At 43.0% G+C, this 5,976-nt stretch carries 6 protein-coding genes; all 6 read right to left on the bottom strand.

The window, feature by feature from the left end; genetic code table 11:
- Positions 1-62: 62 nt before the first annotated feature.
- Genes AB4496_RS18780 through AB4496_RS18755 form a run of 6 tightly spaced genes read right to left on the bottom strand, consistent with a single transcriptional unit; the run spans position 63 to position 5,927 of the window.
- Complete coding sequence (locus tag AB4496_RS18780) at positions 63-908, bottom strand: DMT family transporter (RefSeq protein WP_016800130.1); 846 nt, start codon at positions 906-908, stop codon at positions 63-65.
- Positions 909-919: 11 nt separating this feature from the next.
- Positions 920-2,194 (bottom strand): opine metallophore biosynthesis dehydrogenase, encoded by a 1,275-nt coding sequence (locus AB4496_RS18775; protein WP_017100974.1) that lies wholly within the window; start codon positions 2,192-2,194, stop codon positions 920-922.
- Entirely contained in the window at positions 2,191-2,970 is a 780-nt protein-coding gene (locus AB4496_RS18770) for a hypothetical protein (RefSeq protein ID WP_016800128.1), read from the bottom strand. The genes AB4496_RS18775 and AB4496_RS18770 overlap by 4 nt, the downstream gene beginning before the upstream one ends.
- A gap of 8 nt (positions 2,971-2,978) precedes the next feature.
- Positions 2,979-3,746: an ABC transporter ATP-binding protein gene (locus AB4496_RS18765; RefSeq protein WP_017100973.1), complete on the bottom strand. Its 768-nt coding sequence runs from the start codon at positions 3,744-3,746 to the stop codon at positions 2,979-2,981.
- The gene (locus tag AB4496_RS18760; protein WP_016800126.1) at positions 3,746-4,810 is read right to left on the bottom strand and encodes an iron ABC transporter permease; all 1,065 of its coding nucleotides are present in this window, start codon (positions 4,808-4,810) and stop codon (positions 3,746-3,748) included. The genes AB4496_RS18765 and AB4496_RS18760 overlap by 1 nt, the downstream gene beginning before the upstream one ends.
- The gene (locus AB4496_RS18755; RefSeq protein WP_016800125.1) at positions 4,803-5,927 is read right to left on the bottom strand and encodes an ABC transporter substrate-binding protein; all 1,125 of its coding nucleotides are present in this window, start codon (positions 5,925-5,927) and stop codon (positions 4,803-4,805) included. Before AB4496_RS18755 ends, AB4496_RS18760 begins: the two co-directional genes overlap by 8 nt.
- Between the last annotated feature and the right edge of the window lie 49 nt (positions 5,928-5,976).

Raw genomic sequence — 5,976 nt, 5'->3', positions numbered from 1 at the left:
AATTACGCAACAAAGCCTTCCCTACTCTCTTTGATTAGTTTGTTTTCTAGGTGGTACTCAGATCATTGAATAATATTTTTTTTCTTTAGCGAGAGGGAAATAGATGTTGTTATTATTATAAGAACGCCACATGTGCTCATCCAACTAGGGATTTCATACCAAAAAATAACCCCCCAAAGTATATTGAAGACCAAGCCGATATAGCGGGTGACTGCAACTACAGCGGCGTTTTCATGACTGAATGCCTTTGTTAGGAAAATTTGCCCAATGAGCGAAACAAGACCAATGGCAATTAGATAAATCCACGCAATTCCCTGTGGAACCACAAACTCATCCCTCATCAAGTAACCGGATACCAACATCGAAGTGAAAAGAAAATAAAACACAATCTCGTAAATATGGTGCCTCTTACTCAGGTGGCGAATAGTGATAGAGGCAGCCGCCGCAAAAAAAGCACTCGCCACCCCTGAGAGGGCATACAAATTAAATGTATCGAAGCTAAATGGATTTACAATTAAGGTAACTCCAACCAAAGTGAGCGGAAAAAGGAATGCTACTTTTTTAGGGGCTTTTTCTCCCAAAATTAGGTTGGAAAGTAATATAACGAAGAACGGGGACAGGTAAGCCAAAATCACGGCGTCCGCTAGCGGCATGTGGGTAATCGCGTACACAAAAGCGAGCAGATAAAACGCCCCAAACAGGCCACGAAGCAAAAGCATTGGTATGCCCGTGGTAGAAAACCTGATACTCGCTTTCCACATTAAACCTAAAATCAGAACGGTTCCTATTGCGCTTCGGAAGAAGACAATTTCAGAGCTTGGAATCGTCAAACTGGCCGCTTTAATAAGTGCGTTCATGACACTAAAAATGAACGCAGAAAATATAGTTAACGCTACACCGTTGTTCATGATGGGTTTCTTTAAAGGTCGTATGATAGACGCACCCAACCAAGGTATTGGTGCGCTTGAGTGCGGGACTCTTCAATCAAATGGTGAGGGAGTTGAGAGCTACTTAACCAAGATTCGAATATACCTAGCACACGGTTAACGCTCGGTAATGCAATCCCATGCGCTCTGCCTAAGACTTGAAGCCAGTAAAGATTCTGTATATCTTCTTTAGGTATTCGAGGTAAAGACAACTTGCCTTTTTCCACCTTACCTTTGGCATAGGGCACGGCAGAGAAGTTGAAGTAGCACCCATTTTCATCCGGCTTAGAAAAAGGATCGATCAGAATCGCGCTGTATCGTACGTAAACCAAATATTCCTGCGCTATTGGAGTGAGCGACATAAACTGCTCAATTTGACGACGACGAATGGTTTCTGGATGCACAGGGTAGTTGTCATCATTGAGAAATTGTAACAAGTTAAATGGTGTTCCGTTAAAGTGAAGTATCAATCTTGATATATCGCGCCATAGCTCAACCAAAATGTGGATGGTTTCGGTTGTGATCGGTCCCTCAGGGAAAAGTTTGTACATGTACTTAACTTCTCTCGTCTCACTTAAGATATGATTGAGCGAGAAAGGGGTCATAAAAAATGCGGGATGAACGAAAGAGGTAATGTTTCGTCCTTCTACGCTAAACCCATTTTCCAACTCGACAACTTCAACACCGATATCCGCTAAAGTTTGAGTCAGTAGCTCTAGGACAGGGCATTTTTCTTTACTTGAGTAAGCATAAATACGTTTTTTAACCGCTTTGGTAAGGACACGAACGCCAGCTTGTTCCGTTATAAATTTAGTGGCCGCAAAGTAATTGGAAAATATCAGTACGTTGGGGGTTAAATTCAGTTCTGAAAACAAGCCTTTTACAATCCGGTGCCCACCAAATAAGGATGAAATGAGGACTACTATTTTTGTGGAACTCAAACACGATTTAGGTAAAGCCAATAGAACCGCTGAATAAGCATGAGATGGGGTGCCCAGAACCAACGTATCCCATTGTCCGCTTACATCGCGTAAATCTTCAAAAACCGCATCAAATATCACCTGCCCAGCCATTCGCTTCAAAGAGGATTTGGCAGCGAAAATATGCGCAATACGTTCGTTGTGTAAGCTTTCGAACATCGGCTGCCAGCGCTCTGATGAGCGGTTTACTAACCCAAGTTGCTCGCACTGGTTTCTGATGATTTTTGCTGTCTGAAATGCGGCTGGCCCTGTGCCAACGATTAACACTTTTCCTAATGAAAGAGTCATTTTGCGCGCTCCATCAAGACGGTGTCATATATCGCTGCATCGTTATGGATCTGTTGTGTTTCCCACCCATCCATTAGGTTTGGGTTGAAAGGGTAATTGAAGGCGGACTTTAAACCATTACCGAATCGAACTAATACTCGGTGAGAGTGGTTAAGATGAGGTCTAAGCTGTCTGAGTTGTTCCCATTTATGTTCCACTAAAGAGGCTACTACAACATGAGTTGGCCGGAAAGAGGCAAACTCAGTGATTAGATCTTTGCAGCTAAAAGTGGTTGACAAGTTGAGTTGGTTGGCCATTTTCACTGCCTGCTCATCAAGATCTATACCGTGCACGAGAGCGCCTGTGCTCTGAGATATAGTGAAAGCAGAAACCGGATAGGACCCTGAGCCAATAAACAGGACTCGAGAGTTGCTTTCAATTCCTGCTTTTTTTAGTTCAATTTTTGTGTTTTCAGAAAGTTGGTATAAATATTCGCTGATGTCGATTTGATGCTCTCTGGCACACTGAGACTGATGTTTTTCCAATAAACACAGAGCTTTTACAGCAGTTTCACGAAGCTGCTTGATTAAACGATCGTACTCAGGGGTCATATCAAAATCATCGCTAATGGTTTTAAAATTTTCTTGCAAAATCCAAGCGCAAAACTCATCAATTTTTTCTTGCAAAAGGACAAAACATTCACAATTTTCAAGGCTGTAATGAGTCAGGGTTTGAATTTGAGATTCAAACGTGGATAGAGAAACTAATAAGTGATATTGCCTTTTATTCATTGCCATAAGAATGCCTAATCTGTTTTAAGGGCTCGAACTGGGGTGACGTGGGTATGTCCATGAACGCAACAACCTACGTCCACATGAATCTGATAGATTTTCCCCAGCCTTTCAGAATCGAGCACGTCTTCTGGTTTACCGCAATATTGAACTTCACCATCATTCATTAAGAGAAGATGGTCGCAGTATCGAGCAGCGAGAGAGAGGTCGTGTAGGACCGCAATTGTGATGATATTTTTGGCTCGGGTATATTGACGAACAAGGTCTAAAATTTGGACTTGATGCTTGAGATCTAAGGCGCTTGTTGGTTCATCTAAGAGCAATACCTTGGGCTCAGCAACAAGAGATTGCGCCAGTGAAACCAGCTGTTGCTGACCACCGCTTAGTTGAGAAAACTGTCTAAGGGCGAGATTTCTCAAACCTAGATAATCAAGGATGGCGTCTGCTTTTTGTTCTTGTTCACATGTGATGTTCCAGCTCAGTTGATGAACCAAGCCCAGTAAGACAAACTCAATAACCGTTAATTGACAGGGAGATTTGTTGAGTTGACATAGGTACGAGAAGGATTGTAGCGGTAATCTCAGCCCGTCCTCCCCACTTGAATTAATCTTCCCATCAGAAGGAATGATGCCCATGATAGCTTTGAGCAATGTCGTTTTTCCTGCGCCATTGGGCCCTAAAATGGCGGTAAATTTGCCACCCAAAAAGTGGGCATCTACCTTCTTTAAAACGAGTTTTCTTCCAATTGGAACGGCAAGATTTTCTATTGAAAGCGACGTCATTAGATAAACCTCCTGCTTATCAGAAAATAAAGAAGGATCGGCACACCGACTAAGGAGGTGACGATACCAATTGGTATGATAGTGCCTGGGACAATCAACTTAGCAACAAGAGACGAGGTACATAAAAGCAACGCTCCCATTAATGCCGCCAAAGGTAAGTAGAAACGCTGATCTTCGCCTATTAGCATTCTTGCTAGGTGAGGAGCAACCAAACCAATGAAACCAATGGTTCCGACAAACGACACTGCTCCTGCAGTTAATAAGGAACACAGTAAAAACATCTGTAGTCTTAACTTGCTGGTCTTTATTCCCAAGGCGAGTGCACGCTCTTCGCCTAAAGTGAGGGCGGTGAGTGCCCATACCTTAGATAACGCAAAGACCAAACCGAACAGGAAAACGGCTCCTGAAACAAAGAAGGACAACCAACTCGCCTTCAGTAGACTGCCAAATAACCAAAAAACAATTTGCTGCAGCACTTCTGGTGATGCCAAATATTGAATTAATGACTGTAAAGCCTGGAAAAAGAAGAGAACGACAATACCTGCCAAAATCAGGATTTTTGCGTCCATATGTCGGCTGCGACCAATTATATAGATCGCCATACTCGCTAATCCAGATGTCAAGAAAGCGGCAAACGGCACGCCTAACCAATGCAAACCAAATACTGAAAAACCGGTTAAAAAAGCTATGGCTGCACCAAATCCAGCAGCAGCAGAGATACCAAGGGTATACGGACTGGCAAGTGGGTTGGCTAAGAGGGTTTGCATTAGACCGCCAGCGAGGCCGAGTGAGGCGCCAACCATAAGACAGGTGAGAGTGATGGGTAACCGAAGTTGCCAGACAATAAGTGTTGATAAGCTGTCACCAGAGGGACCACCTAGGAGGGCTTCAACAACTTGTTCAATGCCTAGCCACGATGAGCCAGTACCAAGATCGAATAAAGCGGAAAAACTCGTTGCCAGAAAAGCGCCTAGCAAAATCTTAATTCTTTGCTTCTGCATTCTTTGATAAATAGCGCCGCTGGAATGATTCAGGTCAGACGATGCTTTCATGCTTTCATTCATGAGTTACGCCCACCTGAATCATGAAAGTGCCTTTGAGCGCTTGCGGCATGTAGTTCCTAAAAAATTCTTGGTGCAATTTCTTAGGTTCAATATCTTTAAATGCTTCTGGGTAAATAGACTTTGCTAGATACAACAAGAAAACGTGGTCGTAAATAGTACGTGTTCCTGAGTGGTATATACCGTAGACGTCACCATTTTTAACTGCCGTCAGTTGATTCCAGCCAGCACGATTTAGGTAGGGGCGGTATCTAGTTTGCGCTTCTTCCATTGTGCTGTTGAAACCAAGCAGGGCGCTGTCGTTATGTTTAACCCAGTGAGCACCGGATATAAAGATCACTTCTGGATCTTGACTCAAGATATATTCAGGCGTTAGGTGGGCAGAACCTTCAAACATCCCATGGGCAAGGTTATCGGCCCCCGCCATTGTCAAAAGGTTGCCCCACATTGTCGTCGAGTAAGATTTACCGTATTCATTTGGTCCACCTGTACCTGCTTCCACATACACACGGCGTGCCGTGTGGTTTTCCAGATGCCTCGTAACACGTTGTTTAACCATGTTTACTGTGTTTTCGTATTCCGTTGCAATCGATGAAGCGCGTCCTTCTGTCCCCATTACTCTGCCTATAACACGTGTGCTAATGACGTGTTTTTCAAGCGTTTGAGCATTGAAGTCTACAACGACAACTCTGATACCATTCTTTTCAAGTATTTCAACTTTTTCACCAAGGGATTGATATTGCCACGCCGCAAGAAGTGCAACATCAGGTTTAGTTAACAAGAGTTTTTCGAAATCAAAAGTACCTGTATAAAGAGAACCTGAATCAATAATCGTTTCTAACTCAGGAATGATTTTTTTATAGGTGGTCCATTGAGATTGACGGTAATCTTTCCAAGAGTGTCTTGGGAAAATAGCCACTTTTTTGTAAGCATCTGGTCCAGCGATCGCTAGGTAATCCTCAAAATAAAAACCTAGGAAAATTTTTTCTGCCGGCTTTTCTAAAGAGATGTTTCTACCGAGCACGTCTTTGAACTGAAGAGCTGTAGAAGCAGAGGCCATGTCACCCAAAGCCAAAGTTGCCAAAAAAAGTGCTTTTACTTTTAAAAGGTGTCCTTTCATTCCCTCGACCTCAAATAGAACACTAATTGTTATAATGTAACAATGGTTC

Source organism: Vibrio sp. 10N.222.46.A1, from assembly GCF_041473595.1.
GTDB classification, from domain to species: domain Bacteria; phylum Pseudomonadota; class Gammaproteobacteria; order Enterobacterales; family Vibrionaceae; genus Vibrio; species Vibrio tasmaniensis_A.
This window is presented reverse-complemented; position numbering and strand designations above follow the sequence as displayed.

Excerpts from the sequence above, each read along its gene's own strand:
- AB4496_RS18780 (WP_016800130.1), bottom strand. The coding sequence starts at position 908 with ATGAACAACGGTGTAGCGTTAACTATATTTTCTGCGTTCATTTTTAGT.
- AB4496_RS18775 (WP_017100974.1), bottom strand. The coding sequence starts at position 2,194 with ATGACTCTTTCATTAGGAAAAGTGTTAATCGTTGGCACAGGGCCAGCC.
- AB4496_RS18770 (WP_016800128.1), bottom strand. The coding sequence starts at position 2,970 with ATGGCAATGAATAAAAGGCAATATCACTTATTAGTTTCTCTATCCACG.
- AB4496_RS18765 (WP_017100973.1), bottom strand. The coding sequence starts at position 3,746 with ATGACGTCGCTTTCAATAGAAAATCTTGCCGTTCCAATTGGAAGAAAA.
- AB4496_RS18760 (WP_016800126.1), bottom strand. The coding sequence starts at position 4,810 with ATGAATGAAAGCATGAAAGCATCGTCTGACCTGAATCATTCCAGCGGC.
- AB4496_RS18755 (WP_016800125.1), bottom strand. The coding sequence starts at position 5,927 with ATGAAAGGACACCTTTTAAAAGTAAAAGCACTTTTTTTGGCAACTTTG.